Genomic DNA, 21,431 nt, shown 5'->3' on the forward strand with positions numbered 1-21,431 from the left:
TTATATACTCAGAAAACCAATCAATCTAGCGAATGTTATTTTTCACTTTATCTTTATCTATATCTTATCACTTTAAAGATTGTATTCTAAAAGAATAACCTTGCAATGAATTAGCAGGAATCATATATTCGGGAAGAGGAAGTGGACCACAACTGGCATTACCTAAACCTTGTTGTACACAATCTAAGTTCAAATAAACTTCTGGTTTACGAAGTTCATTCAATTTAAAATCATGCACTGCATCCCAGAGTGTTTGATCGGTAAAGTGTAAAGCACTAAAACCAAGCCTATCCTTTGACGATATTCTTAATCCTTGTTCATTTTGGTTTGTTATCTCAACCCATCTTACACCTTCTCTATTTCCCATACTTTGCGAGCGAACATAATGCTCGGCTTCCATTCCTTTCGCAGTAGTATTGTATGCTCCGATAAATGCTGAATGCTTTCTGTCTGAATAGTTTTCATGAGGACCATGACCATAATAACGAATATTATCCATACCAGCAGGTAAAACAATTTGTAATCCCAATCGACGTACAATAGAACCTGCCGAAGGAGAGGTAAAACTCGCATCTAAATCAATTGTTCCATCAGAATAGATTGTATATTTTAGAAGATAAGGTATTCTTACAGCTTTATCGCTTGCAATTGTAGCTGTAGTACTTGTTACTACTGTTACCGATTTTTTATCATTAGCTATCTGATATGTGAAAATAGGCTTATCGTTTGTGGTTAGATAATAATTCTGATCGGTATACTTATCATTATTTATACTACGATACCAATTCAGGTCAAATCCTTTTTTATTAAATATCATCTCTTGCTCGCTGTATTGAAGAGAAGTCATAATACCCGTAGCCGTATCAAAAATGGTTTTGAAGTCTGTTCCATTAATATTTAAAGAATTACCTTGTTCTGTAACCTGTATATCAAACATCGAAGAAGTATCTATATTTGATAGTGGCTGCCGATTATTCAAAGCAAATTGTTCTTTTGCAACTATATGGCCAGCCTCGCCCCAATTTGTAGCATTTTTAAGACTGAAATATACATTCAGAAAATATTCGCTACCTGCTTCCAGATTCTTATTATATGGCACTGCAACTACAGTTTTTTGGTTTGGAGCCAAATTCAAAGATTCTAACGTACCCGATTCTACTTTTACTCCATCTTTCGTTATTTCCCATGTAATATTGAAATCGCTTAGATTAGTAAAGTCATAACGGTTTTCAATTTCTATCTTTCCGCTAACCAATGCCAATGGCTTGAATTTAATGTATTGATATATTTTCTTTACCTCTAACAATTTTGCAGTAACTCTCCGATCGGGTGTTGTTAGTCCATTACAAACAAAATCAAAATCATTGGGCTTGTCTCCAAAATCGCCTCCCAGATAATACTGATCTTTAGGTTTCCCCGGCATATTAATACCTTGATCAACCCAGTCCCAGATACAACCACCAATCATACGTTGCGATTTATTTTCGATATAATCCCAATATTCGGCTAAATTTCCCACTGCATTACCCATGGCATGTGCATATTCACACAAGAAATAAGGCTTGTCTGATGTCTGCTGATCAAATGCTGACATCCGTTCTATTGAAGGATACATTTGCGAATCTATATCTGCTGACTCGTTCCGCCCCTCATAATGCACTATGCGAGAAGAATCGAGAATACGGGTCAATTTACACACTTCATCGAAATTCTTACCATCGCCTCCTTCATTTCCCATTGACCAGAAAATAATCGATGGGTGATTTTTATCTCGCTGTATCATACGATCTACACGATCTTTGAAAGCTGGTAGCCAACTTGGCATATTGCTGATAGAATGATTTCCGTGATTTTCTAAGTCGGCCTCATCTATTACATACAACCCATAATAATCGAACATTGCATATAAACGAGGATCGTTCGGATAATGACTTGTACGGATTGTATTCAGATTATGTTGTTTCATTAGTAATACGTCCTGCATCATAGATTCAATGGGCACAGCCTTTCCATATTGAGGATGAATATCGTGCCTATTTACTCCTTTGAAGAAGACTTGCTCATTATTTACATATACCCGCTTATTCTTTATTTCTATTTTGCGGAAACCAAACTTAGAAGACATAGCTTCCAGCACTTTTCCATCATTATCTTTCAATGTCACAACTGCAGTATACAAATTAGGTTTTTCTGCTGACCATAATAGAGGTTTCTCTACTTTTGTTTGCAGTTCATAAACCTGTTCTTCCTGTCCTTTCAAAGTTGGAACCTTCTGACTTAGATTAGCAACTTCTTTTCCTGAAATATCCAATAACAAAATATTCACAGTTGTTGCCTGAGACGATTCGCTATCATAATTTCGAACAGAAGCTTTCACTTTAAAATTAGCCGAACTATAATCATCTCCCTGAAATTCGGATAATAAGAAATAGTCACGCACATGTACTTTGGGTGTAGCATACAAAAATACACTTCGGTGTATGCCACTTAAACGGAACATATCCTGATCTTCAATATAGCTACCATCTGTCCATCTATATACTTCGGCTGCAATCGTATTATCTCCGATCTTTACATAGTCTGTAATATTAAACTCGGCAACATTACTAGCTCCTTGACTGTAGCCTACTTTTTTTCCGTTTATCCAAACATAGATACCACTATATACACCATCGAAATGTAGGATAATTTCTTTTCCATCCCAATCTGCAGGAATAGAAAAATCGCGTCGATACGAGCCTACGGGATTTACCTCCGTTTCATTTGTATACCCTTTTTGAGGTTGAATAAAAGGTGGATTATTTTTGTGGGGATAAGTAATATTTGTATAAATAGGAGTTCCATATCCATGCATCTCCCAATTAGAGGGTACGGGTATTTCTTTCCAAGACGAAACATCGTAATTCATTTTATAAAAATCCTGAGGGCGTTCCGATGGCTGTTTTACCCAATGAAATTTCCAATTTCCGTTTAGTGACTGATATAGTGATGATGATGGCTCTAACCAAGGTTGGTCGAAATTTTTATCTGCTTTAAGACTTTCTATTGAAGGAAAAGGAATGTAAGTTACATGTCCCGGTTCTTTATTTATAGCAAAAATGGTTTCGTTTTCCCAATCATTTTTACTTCGCTTTACTTTCGGTTCTTTAGGAGCTTTTAGATTAGTAGGAACCAACCTCCATAATTGAGAAGTATTAGGTAGTTGATATATTGTTGCACCATCGGCTTCTTCCCCCGTGAATGCTAATGACATACTACTATTCTTATGAGTTATGGCATATGCTCCTGTACCTGTTACGGCAAATTTCCATTGCTGATTTTCATTTGAATCACTTGCATCCCACTGAACAATGGCATTTCCATTGCCCGAAGCCATATTATCATTATCAAGGCTTTTATTGATAAATGTGTTAGTTATTGTATAATATCCATTGTCAAGCTTAGTTATCTTCCACACTTGACCTTCGCTACCTTTTTTATCTTTCGATAAAAATAATTTAGCACTGTTAGATGGAGTGTCTACATTATCCAAGACCAATCCCGAAGGACTAACTATTTTATACAAAACATTGGGATTGATTTGCTGAGAGGATAGATTTGAACTTAAAAATAATAAACTGAGAAAAAATAAGATAAACTTAAATGATTGTCTTTGCATGTTATTTTAGAATTATATCGGTTATAGTCTTTTAAAGATAGGAGTTATTTATTTTAGACTCATAATCTCTTGTCGATAATTTTAAACTTGAATGTCTTTTTTGAGTCTTGGGATAGATAATCAGAGCTATTTCCAATGATGAGGAAATAGCTTTATAGATCAGGCATCTATTCAGTTAATTGGAAAAGAATTATTGCTAAAATACAAAAAGGAAACTACCCCTAAGATAGTTTCCTTTTATATATATATAAATATTATTATTTCATCGCTGGTTGTACCCATTTGAATATATAAGAGTCAACCGGAACAACCATTCTCTCTGAGATTTTAGCCATACGGGCAGGCAATTTCATAAGAAAATCGCGGGCACGTTCAGCTTCGTCCGTCAATCCTGAAACTTTATCAATTTGCCATTTGTCAATCAGTTTTTGCATAATATCCACATAATCGCTAGCTGTGTATACACCCATACGTTGTGCGGCATTAGAAAATTGCTCAAAGGCTGTACTTATCTTTTCACCCGATTCTCTAAGGAAGTGAGCAGGCATTACAATTTTTTGCTTCATCATATACTGAAAAGCCAACATCATTTCGCTTGGATCGACCTCAAATATGCGTTTTACAAACTCACTGTATGCATAATGATGTCTCATCTCGTCACTCGCAATACGCTTACACATTCTTGATAGTTTGTCATCCCCTACCTTTTTGGCAAGTTCAGCCACCCGATTGTGAGAAATGAAAGTTGCTAATTCCTGAAAACTTGTATATACAAAATTTTTATAAGGATCGCGTCCTGTACCAATATCAAAACCATCGCTGATAAGATGTTGAGTAGTTTGTTCGATCTCTCTCATATTCACCCTACCCGACAGGTATAAGTATTTATTTAATAAATCGCCATGACGATTCTCTTCACTTGTCCAATGTCTGATCCATTTAGACCAACCATTACGTTCTACATTATCCACACCATCAATTTCCATTAACCACGATTCGTATGTTGGTAAGGCTTCCTCTGTAATGGTATCCCCTACTAACACTACCCAAAAATCGTAAGGTAAATCTTTTGCCAATTCGCGTAATTCTTTTACCTCGTCAAAAAAAGTTTCCTTTTCAGAATTAGGCAAATAATCTGTTGGTTGCCATATTTTTTCAACAGGTATTAAATATTGATCGATAAAGGTATCGACATTCTTTTCCAAGAAGCGCATAACTTCCAGTCTGATATTTTTGATAGACATTCTACTATAATTATTTAAAATTACGACTTTCTATGAGTGTATATTCTCTTTATCTATGAATAGGAAAACAATATACTTGCTACACAAAAAGACGGACGAAAAGTAAAGTTAAGATTATTTATCAACCAGAATAAAAAGGGCTCTTATTTAGTTATCTATAACAGTTTTATGTCATAAAAAGATCTGAATACTATTTACTGAAGAACAATTTGTAGAGCAGAATTTAAGATAATCTTAAATTCTACTCATATGTCTGATTTTTAGAACCTGATCTGGATTAAGTGAATACTGGCGAACCGATAGGTGACACAATAAAGAAGAGAACTATACAGTAAAACATGTCAAACAGACAATAAGCTTCAAAGAAATCTAAGACTCATCTATTTTATCTATGAACCTAAAACTTAGTCTAAGAGTTCATTTTTCAACTTCTAACTTTTCTGAAAATATCTTTTTTTGACGAATTATAGAAGAAGGTTGTGCTTGTATTTTTTGTAGGATAGTATAGAATAAGTATGTCAATGTAACTTACAGAAAAAAAAACTATAAAATCAACATATCCAATTACATATCAACAAAAAAGGACTACAAAATTTACGATATATCTATATTATAGTTAATAGCAGGCTTAATATTTATCTTCTATTGCAATTTAAACTTTAATACTTCCTACAACCTCTCGTTCAACCCTCTCAAAGACTTCAGAAAAGGGAATACCTTTTATCGCAAAAGGCTCATGTATAGTAAATACTAGCTTGTTGCCTAACCCCATTGGGAAAGAACCCCATTTAGTCATTTTCCACGAATTATTAATAGTTACCGGAACCATATAGGCCGAGGGTGCATATTTACAAAGTATCTTTAAGCCATTTTCAGCAAAAGGACCGGGTGCGCCTGTTTTACTCCTTGTTCCTTCCGGAAAAATAACAGCCGACCTTTTATTCTCTTCTATATAATCAGCCATTTTCTTAATGGATGATAGAGACTGCTTTGCATCTTTTCGATCGATAAGTACCGAACCTCCATGATTCAGGTTATAAGAAATACTAGGAATACCTTTACCCAATTCTATTTTACTAATAAATTTTGGATGGACCTTTCTCATAAACCATATAATACCCGAAATATCATATAGACTCTGGTGATTTGCAGCTATAATTAGAGGAACTCCCTCAGGAAGTCTTTCTAAATTTTCGACTTTATAAGTTGTGCCTAAAACATAAGTATTGGCTGTTAAAAAGAAATTTAATGCATCCACACTTTTCTTATGAGCATTGTATCCAAACCAATTAAAACAAATCCATTGTATCGGGTGAAATATAAGTAGAGTGATCAAAAAAAGCAGATAATAAATTATCGATAGGGGGTATGATATTAATTTTTGCATAATTCAAAAGTTCAATGATATTCAAAATTAGCAAAAATTCTGTTAATTAAAAATATAAAAATGATAAGATATTATGATTATTACTGATTAAAAACTCAAGAAAAAGTCATCTAACTATACATCAGAGAATACCAAATTTCAAGAAATAGCATATACCATAATATTATTAAACAAGCCACCCTCTCTACACATATCTAGGTATCAAGAGGGATCAATCAAGCAGAAAATACCTATTAATTGCGATTGCATAAACAACTTGGAAATTATACTTTCACGACTTCAAAAAAGGACATAACAAATTCAACAATGAATTCTAAATTATCTAAATTTTATTTACTAAGCTTTCTTCTCCTTTCTCTCGCAAATCTATCACTACACTCGGCAACACAACAACAAGCTAAAGGTTCTATTAGCGGACGAGTTATTGATGCTCAAGGGACTCCAGTTTACCCTGCGACAATTTCGATCGAAGGTCTTACTATTGGTGCATACACCAACGAGAATGGAGAGTACAAACTAGAGAATATACCTAGTGGAAAGCAAACTATAACCATTTCGGGAATAGGTGTAAAACCTAAAAAAACTGCAATTACAGTTATTGCCAATAAAACAACGGAAATATTTGATATTGAGGTTGACAACTCTGTCAGCTTAAGCGAAGTATCCGTAATAGGAAAAAGTGAAGCACGTAAACAGCAAGAACAAGCTTTTGCAATAACAGTTCTTGACTTAAACAGAGCTCAAGTTATCTCTATTCCTCTCAATAGACTCTTAAATAATGTATCGGGGGTGCGTGTACGCCAAGACGGAGGTGTAGGTTCAAACTACAATTTCAGTTTAAATGGATTCTCAGGAAATCAAGTAAAATTCTTTCTGGATGGAATACCTATGGATAATTTTGGTCCCTCATTCAATTTGAATAATATATCTACCAATATGGCTGAACGTGTAGAAGTGTACAAAGGTGTACTTCCTGTTAGCCTAGGTGCTGACGCATTGGGTGGAGCCGTAAACATTGTTAGTCGTAAAGATGCAAATTATCTGGATGCATCTTATGCAATAGGATCTTTTAATACACACAGAGCAGCTATAAACGGAGCTTATACCGATAGCAAAACAGGTTTTACTGTACGTGCAAATGCATTTTATAATTATTCGGATAATAACTATAAAGTTTTTGCTCCGATAAAGGATTTAAATACAAATAAGATAGTAGATAATCGTTGGGTTAAACGCTTTCACGACAACTATGAAGCAGGTGGAATCAGGCTCGAAAGTGGGATCACAAACAAATCGTATGCCGATTATTTATTAGCAGGCGTTATCGTCTCCAAAAATGATAAAGATGTGCAAACAGGCGCAACTATGGATGCTGTATATGGTGGTGTAAAAGTAAAAAGTGAATCTCTGATACCTTCTATCCGATACAAAAAGGATGATTTGTTTACAGAAGGTTTATCTGCTTCTTTTTACGGAGCATACAACAGTGTCAACACTTTTAATATAGACACTATTTCCAGAAGCTATAACTGGTTAGGAGAATCTATCAAAGATTCGACCAGAGGCGAAAGAGCATATACCGATTCGGAAATAAAGAATAGAGAATGGCTCTCAACTGCAAATGTTAGCTATATGCTAGACACTCATCAATCTATCACATTGAACCATGTATTTTCGTCTATGAACAGAAAAATACATGACAAGGTAGACCCCGAAAATGAATCGAATAAAATTCCTCAAAAACTAACTAAGAATGTTACAGGTTTGGGATGGCAAATAAAGTATGATCGTTGGAATGCAAATGTATTCGGCAAACTTTACAATACCAACAGTTCAACCTATAAAAGATTGGATGAATATACAGAAAATGCAAGGCTCGAAAAAGTAAAAGACAGCAAAACCTATTTTGGATATGGTGCTGCTACTACCTTCTTCATCCTACCAAAATTACAAGCTAAACTATCTTACGAACAAGCTTATCGTTTACCCGAAAGTACAGAAATGTTTGGAGATGGATTGATTCAACAACGAAATCCCGATCTTAAGGCAGAAAGCAGTGATAATGTGAATTTAGGTATTGCTTATGAGCAACACTTAAATAATGAACATATCCTATATTTTGAAACAAATTTAATTTACAGAAACACTAAAGATTTTATACTTAAAGGAGTTAGTTTAACTACTGATCCTACGACTGCTTATGAGAATTTAGGCAAGGTATTGACTAAGGGAATAGAAGGTGGAGTAAAATATAGATGGAAAAATCTACTTCATGCAGGTGTAAATGTTACTTATCAAAGTATCATAGATAATCAACAATTTGAGAAAAATTCGGGAAGCCTTGTAGGTGAAGGCATTTTCGAACATATATCATATAAAGAACGTCTTCCCAACATTCCATATTTCTTTGCTAATGGAGATGCAGGTGTTCTATTCCAGAACGTGATTATAAAAAACTCTGAGCTTACATTAGACTATTTATTTGATTATGTTCAGAAATATTACTTGTCTTTCCCCGGATTAGGAGCTAAAGCTTCTAAAAAAGTAATACCTCAACAAATGTCGCACGACATAGCTTTAGGCTATACATTAGAAAATGGTAAATATGGTTTTGTATTAGAATGTACAAACATCACAAATGAGAAATTGTATGATAATTACAGATTACAAAAACCAGGTAGAGCTTTCAACTTTAAAGTACGTTACTTTTTAAGATAAGTGCATCATTAATAATTTAGCAACAGAAATAGCTATTGTTATTATACTTAATCCAAAGCAATAAAAAGGTTTTAAACCTTCTATATAACAAATCAATATTGAAATGAAATTAATAAAATATATAACAAACTTTTTCTTCATCGGACTTATTTCACTTGGCATGACGTCATGCGATGACACTACCGATGATGAAAATACAGAAATTCCGAATGCTCCATATGTTATCAGTTTAGGAATAACTGCCAATGGAACTACTACCTATTACGTAGTTAGCACAGAAAACCTTATGTCTGACAAAATAACCGCAGTAGGAAAGGGAATAGAGCAAAACGGATATCACGATTATGAACAAGGTAATCAAACCATATTTTGTGTAGGGGGACTTGGTGTTACAAGTGCTACAGGAATAGTACGAGACGCTAATGGATTTTTACAAGAAAAAGGTGACTTTGTTTTTGATGAATCACTTAGAGCCTTTTCTCAAATTGATAACAATACTATGTTAGGAGTCGAAATACCGGCAAATGCAGCAAGTGGAAACCAAATTACCTTTTATACTGTAGATATAAACACTGTATCTATAACCAATAAAGTAAGAACCCCTATTGCTCCTATTGCCACATTAGAATGGCCTAGCATCACGGGGATTTGCATGAGTGAAAATAGAGTCTATATGACCTACTTCGGAATGAATCCAACAGATTACAGTACTAAATTTACTGATACTACTTATGTTGCTGTATACTCATATCCTGAGATGAAACTCGAAACGATTATGAAAGATACACGCACAGGACCTGCTGGATCGTGGTATGCACATAATGGAATCTTTAAAGTAGAATCGGGAGATATGTATATCATGTCAAACTCTGCATTAGCTAATGGATTCTCGCAAAGTACCAAGAATGCGGCTTTCCTTCGTATACCTAAGGGACAGACTAAATTTGATGACTACTTCTTCGATTTCGAAACTAAATCGGGTGGATTAAAACCTGCCCATATCAGATATATTGGAGATGGGTTACTATATGCCGAAGTGAGTACGCTTAACCCTCAGACAACTGCAGACAGATGGTCTGATAAAGCGTTGAAGTGTTGTATTATCGACTTAAATAAACAAACAATAACCGATATTGAAGAAATTCCCGTTCATAATGGAAATGGTGGACGACGTTTCAATGTTTTGGTAGACGGTGGATACGTATATTGTCCCATCACAACAGCCGAAGGCACTTACATATATCGTGTTGATCCACAAACGGCAACAGGCGAAAGAGGTGCTAAAATCTCGACAACGTTTGTAGGTGGATTCTTTAAATTAGATTAAAGGAACTCTCCTGTTTTCTTTAACAGTTGTAACTATAACTGCGCTTTCACTAAGAAATCAAATTACAAATAAAAAAGAGAGAGTAACCAATTGGTTACTCTCTCTTTTTTATTTGTAGAAATCTACTGATTCTGAATTCTTAGTTAAACTCTTTCTTTAGTTGAGCTACCCAATCTGATATTCGTTTATCAGTTTTATCAGCTTGAGTATCGATATCGATAGCCAATCCTAAAAACTTACCATCTCTCAATGCTTTTGATTTCTCAAAAGTATAACCTTCAGTTGAAGTTAGACCTACAATTGTAGCTCCTCCTGCTTCGAAAGTTTCGGCTAGAAGTCCAATTCCATCAACAAAATTCTCAGGATAATCAACTTGATTTCCAAGACCAAAGATGGCTACTTTTTTACCTTTCAATTTCAAATCATCTAAATCAGGAAGTATTTCATCCCAGTAAGTAGGTAATTCTCCATCAAACCAAGTAGAGGTTCCCAAGATTATGTTATCATAGCCTTCGAAGTCTTTTCTCCAAGCTTCTTCAATAGCCACAACTCCCATTGTAGTATCTCCAAATGCAGCTTGTATCTTCTTAGCTATCTCTGCTGTTTTTACAGTACTAGTACCATAAAATAAACCTATCTTTTTCATTATACGCACACGTTTATAGTTAGTATTCTTTTTCAGTTTCTTTGATCAAAACTCCAATAATTCTTTAGCTGCTGCATAAATACGATCAGTATTAGGAAGTATCGCTTTCTCCAATATTGGATTAAATCCTACTGGAGTAAATGTTGATCCTACACGCTGAACAGGAGCATCTAAATAACGATATAGTTCGGTTCCGATAGATGCTGCTATTTCTGCACCAAATCCTGAAAAGACCTTATCTTCGTGTACTACTAATACCTTACCTGTTTTCTTAACAGATTCAGCAATTGTTTCTTTATCAAGAGGGATCAACGAACGAAGGTCTATAACCTCCACCGAATAATTACCATCTTTAGCCAAACGTTCGGCAGCATCCAAACAAAGGTGAGTAGTATTACCATAAGTAATGATAGTAATATCGCTACCATCGCGACGGATACGTGCTTTACCAAAAGGTACTTCGAAATCGTCAGGAACTACTGTCGATGATTCTACAGCATTATAAAGTGCTTTAGGTTCAAAGAATAGTGTAAATCCTTCTGATCGCAAGCTTGTACGTAATAATCCCGCTGCATCATCAGCAAAAGATGGATATACGATACGTGCTCCTGGTAGAGTAGTCAATGCACCTTCTAAGTTTTGAGAGTGATAAAGACCACCACCAATGTAACCACCGGCAGCTAAACGTACTGTGATATTCGGAGAAAACTGTCCGTTTGTTCTCCAATATTCGTGAGTACATTCTACATATTGGTCGATAGCAGGCCAAAAATAATCGGCAAATTCTGCACCTTCTACAACTACACGGATATCTTTGCTAAAACGGCTCATACCATTTGCAGTACCCATTATATAATCTTCGGCAATAGGAGCATTAAATACACGTCCTTCACCAAATTCGGGTTGCATACCTTTTGAAACGTTGAATACACCACCCTTTTCTTTGTTTGCAATATCTTGTCCCCAAAGGAAAGTATCTGGGTTAAGTCTGAATTCAGCCTTCAATGTTTCATTAATAGCTGTAACCAGGTTTTTAGATTCGCCTGTTTCATTATGTGTTCCATCCACATATTTTTGAGGATGATATGGTTCAGGTGTTACAAAGTCAAAAATTGTACTTGGATCTGGATCCGGAGCCGCGATAGCTTTTTTATTTGCTTGGCTCAATTCTTTCTTAGCATCAGCCTCTATTTGCTTCAATTCCTCCTCTGTAAAGCGTTTGTAACGCAATAGCATACGACGGAATTTCAATAATGGATCGGCTTCTTTTACATATGCTAACTCATCCTCATCTCTGTATAAAGTTTGTTTATCAGAGTTTGAGTGTGAACCCATACGTACACAGTTTGCCTGAACAATTACAGGATTACTTGTACTTATAGCATACTCACGAGCGGCAGTCATTGCATTCATAGAATCGAATACATCTTTTCCATTACAATGAATGATCTTCAAGTTTTTAAATCCTACAAAGTTATCTGCCACTTTACGGTTAGCAGTTTGTTCGTGTTTAGGAACTGAGATACCGTAACCATTATCCTGAATAACAAATATTACAGGCAACTGCTCGGTACTTGCTCCATTGATAGCTTCATAAACATATCCTTCGGATGTTGAAGCCTCACCATGTGAAGTATAAGCTACACCTTTGTGTTTGTAATAAACCATAGCACGAGCCACCCCAACTGCATGAAGGTCATGAGAACCTGTTGCAGATGAAACGTTCTCGATATTCCATTCGGGTTTAGCAAAGTGATTCGACATATGTCTACCACCACCAGCCACATCCGTAGCTTTAGATATACCATTCAAGATTATCTCTTCGGCAGTCATACCAGCAGCTAAAACCGCAAGCATGTCTCTATAATAAGGGAACATAAAGTCTTCACCTCTCACAAATACCTCACCCATTGCAAGCTGAATACCATCATGTCCTGCATAAGGAGCATGATACGACCAACCTAATGATTGAAGTAGATATGCAGGTGCTTTATTATCAATAGCACGTCCTAGTGTCATCAGATAAAACCATCTTTGGAGGGTGTCTTTATCTGTGGTTTTTATAGTAAATTTTTTCATTATATATTTTTTTTCAGTTGCTTAGTATAATCAAGCTTCCCAATTTTCTAAATAATCAGCAATACGTCTAACAAATGCTCCACCCAATGCACCATTGATTACACGGTGATCGTATGAAAGAGATAGGTACATCTTATGACGAATAGCGATTACATCTCCATCAGGAGTTGAAATAACAGCAGGTTTCTTTTCGATAATACCAGCTCCTAAAATTGCAACTTCAGGCTGATTGATAATAGGTGTTCCGATAATATTCTTGAACGAACCAAAGTTGGTTATAGTAAATGTTCCACCTTGTATATCATCACCCGATAGTTTATTATTACGAGCTTTGAGAGCTAAAGCATCAATACTTGTTGCCAATCCTGTAAGATTCATCTTATCAGCATCTTTAATTACTGGTACAATTAAGTTCCCATCAGGCAACGATACAGCTATACCAATATTGATACGTTTTTTCTCAATAATATTGTAACCATCCAACGAAGAGTTGATTCTTGGGAAATCAATTAAAGCCTTAGCTACAGCTTCTGTGATAGCTGGCAGATAAGTTAAACTTATACCTTCACGTTTTTGGAATGCATCTTTATTTTTAGTACGCCATTTTACAAGCTTAGTTACATCTACTTCTACAATAGTAGTAACATGTGGAGATGTTCTTACAGATTCTACCATTCTGTCGGCAACAATCTTACCTACAAAATCCATTGGTATTACTTTGTCTCCTTCTGCTACCGGAATAGCTGGTTTTGGAGCAGGGGCTGCAGCTGGTGCGCTTTGTGTTGGCGCAGCACTTGCGGCTGGTTTAGCCGCTCCTGGAGTTGGAACAACACCATTTTTAGTCTGATCAATATATTTTGTAATATCTTTTTTGCTTAGACGACCTTCATAACCTGTTCCAGCTATTTTATCAAGTTCATCTTGAGATATTTTGGCTTCTTTTGCCAATTGAGTTACAACAGGCGAATACCATCGACCTTCTTCTTTGTTCTTTTTAGCAGGAGCTGCAACTTCAGTAGCCGGAGCTTCTTTTTTCTCTGGTGCTGGTTGAGCTTCGCTTACTTTTGGAGTTTCTTGTGCAGGACTCGCTGCTGAATCGCCAGCATCTTCGCCTTCTAACTCTACTTTTGCTACAACTGTTCCTACGGGTACAGTATCTCCTTCTTGAAAAAGGATTTCTAAAATTTTACCAGCTACGGGCGAAGGAATCTCCGCGCTTACTTTAGCCGTATTTACCTCAAAAAGGACATCATCTTCTTCGATGGTGTCTCCTACTTTTACAGACCAAGAGATAATAACTCCCTCAGTAATACTTTCGCCCAACTTGGGCATTTTTATTTCAAATGTTGGCATAACTATTAATTTAAAAACACATACGTATAGGTTTCAATTATTGTATGGTGTACATATATTTAACAATATAACGCATTTTCCGCATAGAATGTTGACATCTGGAGATAGCAAAATGCACTAAACAATGTCACACTTCCGTAACATTCTATCTATATGCAACTTACAGAAAACTAATCAGTATTAGAACTTATCTATGAGAAGCCTCATTAAAGTTCCATACTTCGGTAGCATATTTTGCATCTTTCAGTAACGAAATAGCCTTTATATCCTCTTCTGTAAATTTATATTGTTTATTTTCTGAATTATTATCTATAAAATCATTCAATATCAAAGCCTTTAAATCCTCTATTGCTAAGGGATTAGCCAGATGCTGACTAATATTAGTAACGGGACTTTTTACAGACCTTACATATATCTTAGATTGTATATTTGAATTGTTCTCGAGCTGCTCGTTGTGACTTTCCAAAGAAGTAGTAAGATATTCTAAATTAGAAGAATAGAGCAATGTAGCATGATACATTACCCTATTCTTATGTATAGATTGAGCGCTTCCTGAAATCTTTAGCCCATCAATATTCAGCCCACGACGCTTATCAGCTTGTGCATTAACTCCCATTCTTGATAGAATATCCAACGTTAAGTTGGTATACTTATCAAAATCAAGATTATTACTACGTTCAATAAAAGTTACATTAATATTACCTAAGTCATGGTAAACGGCACCACCTCCCGAATAACGACGGACAACCTTTATATGTTTGTCGCGTACGAAATCGATATTGACTTCCGCCCATACATCCTGATGTTTACCAAGAATAATGGATGGTTCGTTTTGCCAGACCATAAAAATATCGTCCGAAAAATTTTTCAGTAGGTATTCTTCTGCTGCAATATTAAAATATGCATCAGTAAATGTGTTGTTAATACAAAGCATAGAATCGTTTTCTCAGGTTCAGGATTTAGCAAATAATGTTTCACGGATAATTTCGCTCACTGTTGGGTGAGGGAATACTATCTTTTGGAATTCTTCAACAGTGTAACCTTTTTCGATAGCTACCGTTGCCAAAATAATAAGTTCCGATGCAGGGTTACCCAGCATATGACATCCTATTATCTGATCGTCTCCGTTTACAATAAGTTTACATAATCCACTACCACCTTCATTTTCGGCTAAGAAACGTCCCGAATAAGCCATTGGAAGTTTAAGAACACTATAAGGTATTCCTGCTGCTTTAAGCTCTTCTTCGGTTTTACCCGCTCCTGCCAATTCAGGATTAGTATATACTACTCCTGGAATAGCTTTGTAACTCATTACATCATCAATACCCAAGATCTGATTAATTGCCACTTCGCCCTCACGGATAGCTGTATGAGCTAACATCGAATAGCCTGTGATGTCACCACAAGCATATACATGTGGATGAGAAGTTTGCATATATTCGTTTACTTTTACTCCGTTTTTAAGAAGTTCTACTTTAAGACTTTCTAAACCTACATTCGCGATATTGGCTTTTCTTCCTACACTTACTAGGATTTTATCAGTCTTTACTTTTTGCGATTTACCATCTTTTTCGATAGTAACTTCTGTTGCCGAAACTTCTACAACTTTGGTATTCAGATAAAAGTCAATTCCTCTCTTTGCATAGTCTTTTCTAAGCAAAGCAGAGGTTTCTTTATCCATAGCTCCTAAAATCTCAGGCATCATTTCGATAACGCTAACTTTTACACCCATACTATTGAAGAAGGATGCAAATTCAATACCGATAACACCTCCACCAATAATAGCCAATGAAGCTGGAAGTTCTTTGATATCAAGAGCTTCTTTAGATGTCCAGTAGCTAATTTCAGAAAGTCCTTTGATTGGAGGAATTACTGTATCAGAACCTGTACAAACTAAAACGTACTTTACCGAATAGCTTTGCCCACCCGATGTAATCTGAATACTACCATTGGCTTCGCCTTTTATAGAAGCTTCACCCTCTACAATAGTTACACCTGCTCCGGTTAGTTTCATCTTAACTCCTAGCGTCAATTGCTTTACAACTTTGTCTTTACGACCAATAATTTTACCCAGATCGAAACCTGCGTTACCCTCAACGGAAACTCCGTATTTGGATGCTCCTTTAATATTATCCAAGATTTTCGCTGAATACAGTAATGTCTTCGTTGGGATACATCCCTCGTTTAGACAAACTCCTCCTAGAGATTTTTTCTCAAACAAGACGGTTTTTAAACCTCCTGCAACAGCTTTTTCAGCAGCATTATATCCTGCTGGTCCTCCTCCAATAATAGCAATATCGTATTCCATAATAAATTTGAGATATAGTTAACAATAATAAGATTACAGGTCTATTATTGTTATTCTAAGTGTTATACAAACTAATGTAAGCTGAATAGTTTAACAATAAATACTATACAGCACTGCAATATAGAACAATAATAGAAATGTTTAGTTCTTACCTCGTGTAAGTATTTTGAGTTGTGTTACTCTTTAGAAGAATTAGGAAATACAGCATAATAATTATTGCTGTACTACCGGATCATAATAGACTTTGGTTATGATACTTACCCAAGCACTAAGAGGCAATGGCAGTAAATGTTTCATAGAATGGTTAATGACTGATAGAAATTATCAATAGAAATCGCAAATCAATCATTAACCATCAATATAGATTAAAGCAGATCTTTATAGATAAGCATAGGCTTTTTGGCTGCCATAGTTTCATCTAATCTCCTGACAGGCGTTGTGTAAGGAGCATTTTTAACAGTCTCGGGATCTTCCTTGGCTTCGATAGCCACCGTTTTCATTACCTCAATAAATGCATTTAATGTATCCAACGATTCGGTCTCTGTTGGTTCAATCATTATAGATTGAGTGAACAATAACGGGAAATAAATAGTTGGTGCATGAAAACCATAATCGAGCAATCGTTTGGCAATATCCAAGGTTGTTACCCCTGTCGATTTATCAAGTAAACCATCGAAAACAAATTCATGTTTACAAATACCTTCAATTGGTAAATAATAATATTGTCTCAAAGATTCTTTGATATAATTTGCATTAAGGGTTGCCAACGGTCCTACATTTTTCAAATTATCCTTGCCTAAGGAAAGAATATAGGTATAGGCTCGTATATATACCGAGAAGTTACCTAAGAAACCGGATATACTACCTAGAGAGTCATCTCCATTATCAAGATAATAACAATCTCCGTCTTTCTTCACACGAGGATTAGGCAGAAAATCGACCAATGCTTTAGATACACCTACCGGACCACTTCCAGGACCTCCTCCTCCGTGAGGTGTAGAGAATGTTTTATGTAGATTGATATGCATAATATCGAATCCCATATCACCAGGGCGGCATTTTCCTAACAACGGATTAAGATTTGCACCATCATAATAAAGCAATCCTCCTGCTTCATGAATCAGATCGGCTATTTCTAAAATTTCAGTTTCAAAAATACCCAATGTATTAGGATTCGTCATCATGATTCCTGCAATGGTATCATCCAACAAAGGTTTTAAATCTTCAACACTGATTGTTCCTTTTTCATTAGAATGCACCTCAACAATTTCCAGTCCGCAAACTGCTGCACTTGCCGGGTTAGTACCATGAGCACTATCGGGTACAATTACTTTTGTACGCTTCAAGTCACCTCTTTTAATATGATACTGACGCATAATCATCAGACCTACCAATTCTCCATGCGAACCTGCAAACGGATTCAATGTATATTCTGCTAATCCCGATATTTCGGATAATGAACGAGCCAAGTTATAATATACCTCTAAGACTCCTTGTACCGTTTCGTCAGATTGAAGCGGATGCAAAGAAGAAAAAGCAGGCATATTGGCTATCTCATCGTTTATCTTAGGATTATATTTCATAGTACATGAACCCAAAGGATAGAAACCTGTTTCGACACCAAAGTTCTTATTAGAAACATTGGTATAATGACGAACCACATCTAATTCGCTCGCTTCGGGCAATTGAGCTTTTTCTTCTCTTAAGAGAGTAGAAGGAATGTCTTCAATTGAATATTTTGCCAATTGATTTTCGGGCAGAGTATAGCCGTGACGTCCCTCCTTCGAGATTTCAAATATTAATTTGTCGTAATATTTCATGGCTTATACCTCCTTTATTAATGAAACCAATTGATCAATTTCCTCTTTACTCCGTTTTTCTGTCACACAGAAAAGCAGGCAATCATCCATCCCATCTTTATATTTGCCTAATTGAATACCTCCCAGAATACCATGATTTAGTAATTTCTTACTCAATACATCTATATTTAAAGAAGTTTTCACAGCAAATTCTTTTAAGAATGGTTTCTCAAATGCGGCTTTAAATTTGCCTGTTGCCAACAACTGGTCATATAAATAGTGTGCACCACTATATGATAGTTTATTTACATCTCGAAGACCTTCTTTACCCATCAACGACATATAAATAGTAACATACAATGCCATCAGTGATTGGTTGGAACAGATATTACTGTTTGCCTTCTCACGACGTATATGTTGTTCACGAGCTTGCAATGTTAATACAAAAGCACGTTTTCCATCCACATCGGTAGTTGCACCAGCTATACGTCCGGGAAGTTTACGTACCAAATCTTTTTTGCTGGCAAGGAAACCAATGTATGATCCTCCGAAATTGAGAGGCATCCCCAAAGATTGTCCATCACCACAAGCAATGTCTGCGCCCCACTCTGCCGGCGATTTCAACACAGCCAAAGCAGATGGATCAGTATTCATTACAAAAAGAGCCTTAGCGGCATGAATGGCATCACTGTATCCGGTATAGTCTTCGATGATTCCATAGTAATTGGGACTACTCACAATTACACCTGCAACATCGCCCGAAGATAACTTACTCTCCATATCTGCTTTGTCGGTACATCCGTCCTTCTCTGCTATTTCCTCTATATTTATACCTCTATATTTGGCATAGGTTTTTACAACCTTAAGTATATTAGGATTTACAGTTTGAGAAACCAGAACCGTATTTTTCTTTTTAGCACTTGCCACCACCATAAACATGGCTTCGGCAGTAGCAGTAGGTCCATCATACATCGAGGCATTAGTACATTCCATACCCGTAAGTTCGCAAATCATACTTTGATACTCAAATATATATTGCAATGTACCCTGAGCTATCTCTGGTTGGTAAGGTGTATATGCTGTCAAAAATTCGGAACGGGAAATTAACGGGCCGATTACAGACGGGGCATAATGATCGTAGGCTCCGGCTCCGGCAAAAACAGTCAGCTTTTTATTCTTGTTTCCAAGGTTTTCGAAATATTTTCTAATCTCAATTTCCGATTTGGAAACCGGCAGATCATATTCCTTTTTAAGAACCACACTGTCTGGAATCTCGGCAAACAAATCATCTACTGATTTTACCGAGATTCGTTTCAGCATTTGTTCTATATCAGCTTCTGTATGTGGGAAGTATTTATACATAGCTTATTAGATTTTAGATTTTACTCACAAATTTCTGCATAGGCTTTGCTATCCATAAGCCCTTTTAGTTCGCTGGCATCAGATAGTTTTACTTTTAGAATCCAACTATCAAATGCATTTTTATTGATTAATTCGGGTTCGTCCGAAAGTTTCTCATTTACTTCTACAATCGTTCCACTAACAGGAGAAAGCAGGTCACTTGCAGCTTTTACACTTTCAACTGCTCCAAATTCTTCCTCTTGTTTTATTTCATCACCTACTTCGGGAATATCCACATAAACGATATTTCCTAATTGATGTTGTGCAAAATCAGTTATACCGATATAAGCAAATTCACCTTCAACTTTCACCCACTCATGTGATTCTGTGTAATACAGACCTTCAACAACTTTACTCATTTCTCTATGTTTTTTATATTAATATATATATGATGATTTATTTCTTATAATTCTTTTCGTAGAATCGTTTTTTCACAACCTGACCTTTAAATTCTTTTTTGCGAATACGAACATCTACATCTGTACCCAAGGTAGCATATTCACTGTCGATCAGAGCCAAGCAAACGCTTTTTCCGGTAGAGATAGAATTGTATCCGGTAGTTACATATCCTATTTTCTGACCATCTATTTCTACATCATAACCACTTCGGGGTATTGCCTTATCAACTAATTCAATACCAACTATTTTCCGTTTTACACCCTCAGCTTTTTGCTTAAGGATAGCGTCTTTTCCTATAAATTCTTCTTTATCGAGTTTCACAAAAGAACCAAGCCCCGCCTCTAGCGGTGTGATGTCCTGATCGAGCTCATGACCATAAAGAGGAAGCCCCACTTCGAAACGAAGTGTATCGCGACATCCCAGACCACAAGGAAGAACTTCTTTTGATTGAACGAGTAAGTCCCATGTTTTGTTTATAAAATTGTGACTTCCGTATAATTCGAAACCATCTTCTCCCGTATATCCGGTTCTCGAAACAATGATAGTCTCGTCATCGTATTCCAATTCTTTGAATGTATAAAATTCAAGATCGTTTACCTCAATACCTATATATTTCTCGATTGCCTCAAATGCTTTGGGACCTTGTACGGCAACTTCACCATAATAATCAGATTGATTGATAATCTCAACATTATAGCCTTTGCTATTTTCTATCATCCACTCGTAATCCTTGGCAATATTAGCAGCATTTACAACAAGGAAGAATTCCTTATCTGCTTTTTTATACACCAATAAATCTTCGACAACACCGCCTGTTGGATACAACATCATACCATAGAATATTTTTCCTTTGGCTGCTCCCGAAATATTGTTTGTAAAAATGTGGTTTATATATTTCTCACTGTCTTCGCCTTTAATTAGTATTTCACCCATGTGAGACACATCAAAGATACCGGCAGCATGGCGAACTGCATTGTGCTCTTCTACAATAGAAGTATATTCGATAGGCATATCAAACCCTCCGAAAGGCATCATCTTTGCGCCTAAAGCGAGATGCTTGTCGTGTAAGCAAGTTTTAAGTGTTTCCATTTATATATCGGTTTATAATTTAA

14 protein-coding genes are annotated in these 21,431 nt (G+C 36.0%); 2 read left to right on the forward strand and 12 right to left on the reverse strand.

The features are described from left to right. Window positions 1-67: 67 nt before the first annotated feature. From HGC4_RS14455 to HGC4_RS14465, 3 genes are all read right to left on the reverse strand, one after another. Window positions 68-3,658, reverse strand: a complete 3,591-nt coding sequence (locus HGC4_RS14455; protein WP_050710847.1) for a glycoside hydrolase family 2 TIM barrel-domain containing protein — start codon at window positions 3,656-3,658, stop codon at window positions 68-70. Window positions 3,659-3,915: 257 nt separating this feature from the next. Further along, complete coding sequence (locus HGC4_RS14460; protein ID WP_050710848.1) at window positions 3,916-4,902, reverse strand: acyl-ACP desaturase; 987 nt, start codon at window positions 4,900-4,902, stop codon at window positions 3,916-3,918. A gap of 652 nt (window positions 4,903-5,554) precedes the next feature. Beyond that, window positions 5,555-6,289, reverse strand: coding sequence for a lysophospholipid acyltransferase family protein (locus tag HGC4_RS14465; RefSeq protein WP_050710849.1), 735 nt, complete (start codon window positions 6,287-6,289; stop codon window positions 5,555-5,557). Window positions 6,290-6,595: 306 nt separating this feature from the next. On the opposite strand from HGC4_RS14465, the gene HGC4_RS14470 reads away from it, so the two are divergent. Further along, a complete protein-coding gene (locus HGC4_RS14470) occupies window positions 6,596-9,007 on the forward strand; it encodes a TonB-dependent receptor (protein WP_050710850.1) in 2,412 nt (803 codons plus the stop codon). Between the two features lie 103 nt (window positions 9,008-9,110). Next, window positions 9,111-10,334, forward strand: coding sequence for a DUF4374 domain-containing protein (locus HGC4_RS14475; protein WP_050710851.1), 1,224 nt, complete (start codon window positions 9,111-9,113; stop codon window positions 10,332-10,334). A gap of 139 nt (window positions 10,335-10,473) precedes the next feature. On the opposite strand, the gene HGC4_RS14480 is transcribed toward HGC4_RS14475, so the two are convergent. The 9 genes from HGC4_RS14480 to gcvT all read right to left on the reverse strand — a co-directional run bounded on the left by HGC4_RS14480 (window position 10,474) and on the right by gcvT (window position 21,408). Then, a complete protein-coding gene (locus HGC4_RS14480; RefSeq protein ID WP_050710852.1) occupies window positions 10,474-10,980 on the reverse strand; it encodes a flavodoxin in 507 nt (168 codons plus the stop codon). A 45-nt stretch (window positions 10,981-11,025) separates the two neighbouring features. Further along, on the reverse strand, window positions 11,026-13,059 hold the full coding sequence (locus HGC4_RS14485; RefSeq protein WP_050710853.1) for an alpha-ketoacid dehydrogenase subunit alpha/beta: 2,034 nt from the start codon (window positions 13,057-13,059) through the stop codon (window positions 11,026-11,028). Window positions 13,060-13,089: 30 nt separating this feature from the next. Further along, window positions 13,090-14,412 carry a dihydrolipoamide acetyltransferase family protein gene (locus tag HGC4_RS14490; protein ID WP_050710854.1) on the reverse strand — a complete coding sequence of 441 codons (1,323 nt, stop codon included), beginning with the start codon at window positions 14,410-14,412 and terminating at the stop codon, window positions 13,090-13,092. Window positions 14,413-14,599: 187 nt separating this feature from the next. Then, entirely contained in the window at window positions 14,600-15,346 is a 747-nt protein-coding gene (locus tag HGC4_RS14495) for a lipoate--protein ligase family protein (RefSeq protein WP_050710855.1), read from the reverse strand. Between the two features lie 18 nt (window positions 15,347-15,364). Then, window positions 15,365-16,720 (reverse strand): dihydrolipoyl dehydrogenase, encoded by a 1,356-nt coding sequence (gene lpdA, locus HGC4_RS14500; RefSeq protein ID WP_050710856.1) that lies wholly within the window; start codon window positions 16,718-16,720, stop codon window positions 15,365-15,367. A gap of 365 nt (window positions 16,721-17,085) precedes the next feature. Further along, window positions 17,086-18,540: an aminomethyl-transferring glycine dehydrogenase subunit GcvPB gene (gene gcvPB, locus HGC4_RS14505; RefSeq protein ID WP_050710857.1), complete on the reverse strand. Its 1,455-nt coding sequence runs from the start codon at window positions 18,538-18,540 to the stop codon at window positions 17,086-17,088. A gap of 3 nt (window positions 18,541-18,543) precedes the next feature. Beyond that, entirely contained in the window at window positions 18,544-19,881 is a 1,338-nt protein-coding gene (gene gcvPA, locus HGC4_RS14510; RefSeq protein ID WP_050710858.1) for an aminomethyl-transferring glycine dehydrogenase subunit GcvPA, read from the reverse strand. Window positions 19,882-19,901: 20 nt separating this feature from the next. Further along, window positions 19,902-20,279, reverse strand: a complete 378-nt coding sequence (gene gcvH / locus HGC4_RS14515) for a glycine cleavage system protein GcvH (RefSeq protein ID WP_050710859.1) — start codon at window positions 20,277-20,279, stop codon at window positions 19,902-19,904. 37 nt (window positions 20,280-20,316) lie between these two features. After that, entirely contained in the window at window positions 20,317-21,408 is a 1,092-nt protein-coding gene (gcvT, locus tag HGC4_RS14520; RefSeq protein WP_050710860.1) for a glycine cleavage system aminomethyltransferase GcvT, read from the reverse strand. Window positions 21,409-21,431: the final 23 nt, after the last annotated feature.

It is taken from the genome of Dysgonomonas sp. HGC4 (genome assembly GCF_001261715.1).
Lineage (GTDB): Bacteria > Bacteroidota > Bacteroidia > Bacteroidales > Dysgonomonadaceae > Dysgonomonas_A.